General features: G+C 64.1%; 1 protein-coding gene. It reads right to left on the bottom strand.

Annotated elements, in window-relative coordinates:
- A partial coding sequence (locus tag NKI08_RS34645) for an ATP-binding cassette domain-containing protein (protein ID WP_352776027.1) occupies positions 1-410 on the bottom strand: 410 nt, incomplete at its 3' end.
- Positions 411-563: the final 153 nt, after the last annotated feature.

Genomic DNA, 563 nt, shown 5'->3' with positions numbered 1-563 from the left:
TTGTCGCGCACTGAAAGCCCACCGAACAGTGCCAGGTTCTGGAAGGTGCGCGCGACGCCGAGCCGTGCCAGACGGCTTGCCGACACCCGGGAGAAGGACTGGCCATCGATCGCGATCTTGCCCTGATCGGCGTGATAGAGGCCGCTGATGATGTTGATCAGCGAGGATTTGCCGGCGCCATTGGGACCGATCACAGCGCGGATCTCGCGGCTTTTGACCTCGAGGTCGACATCCCGCAATGCCATGACGCCACCAAAAGAAATGCTGATCCCGCCCAGCGCCAGGATCGCATCAGCCTTTGGCGACAGGCGCGCCGGGCGCGTGTCCTCGACGGGACCAGCACCAGCAAGAATCCCGGAGATTTCGGGCGCGCGCTCGTATGCGGCGGCTCCCAGCGAAGCACCAATCATGAAACGTCCCTGATTTGAAGGCGTGCGGGCGGCGGCCTGAAGGCCGCGCCTGTCCTATTCCGCGGCGACGAGCTCCCTGTCGCGCGCCGCTTCCAGTTCGCGCACCAGAGGGATGACGCGCTTGCCGAAGAACTCCACCTCTTCCTGGAAATG

Source organism: Mesorhizobium sp. M0768, from assembly GCF_040320195.1.
In the GTDB taxonomy this organism is placed as follows: domain Bacteria; phylum Pseudomonadota; class Alphaproteobacteria; order Rhizobiales; family Rhizobiaceae; genus Mesorhizobium.
Note: the sequence above shows the minus strand (reverse complement) of the source record. Positions and strands in the feature narration are given on the sequence as shown.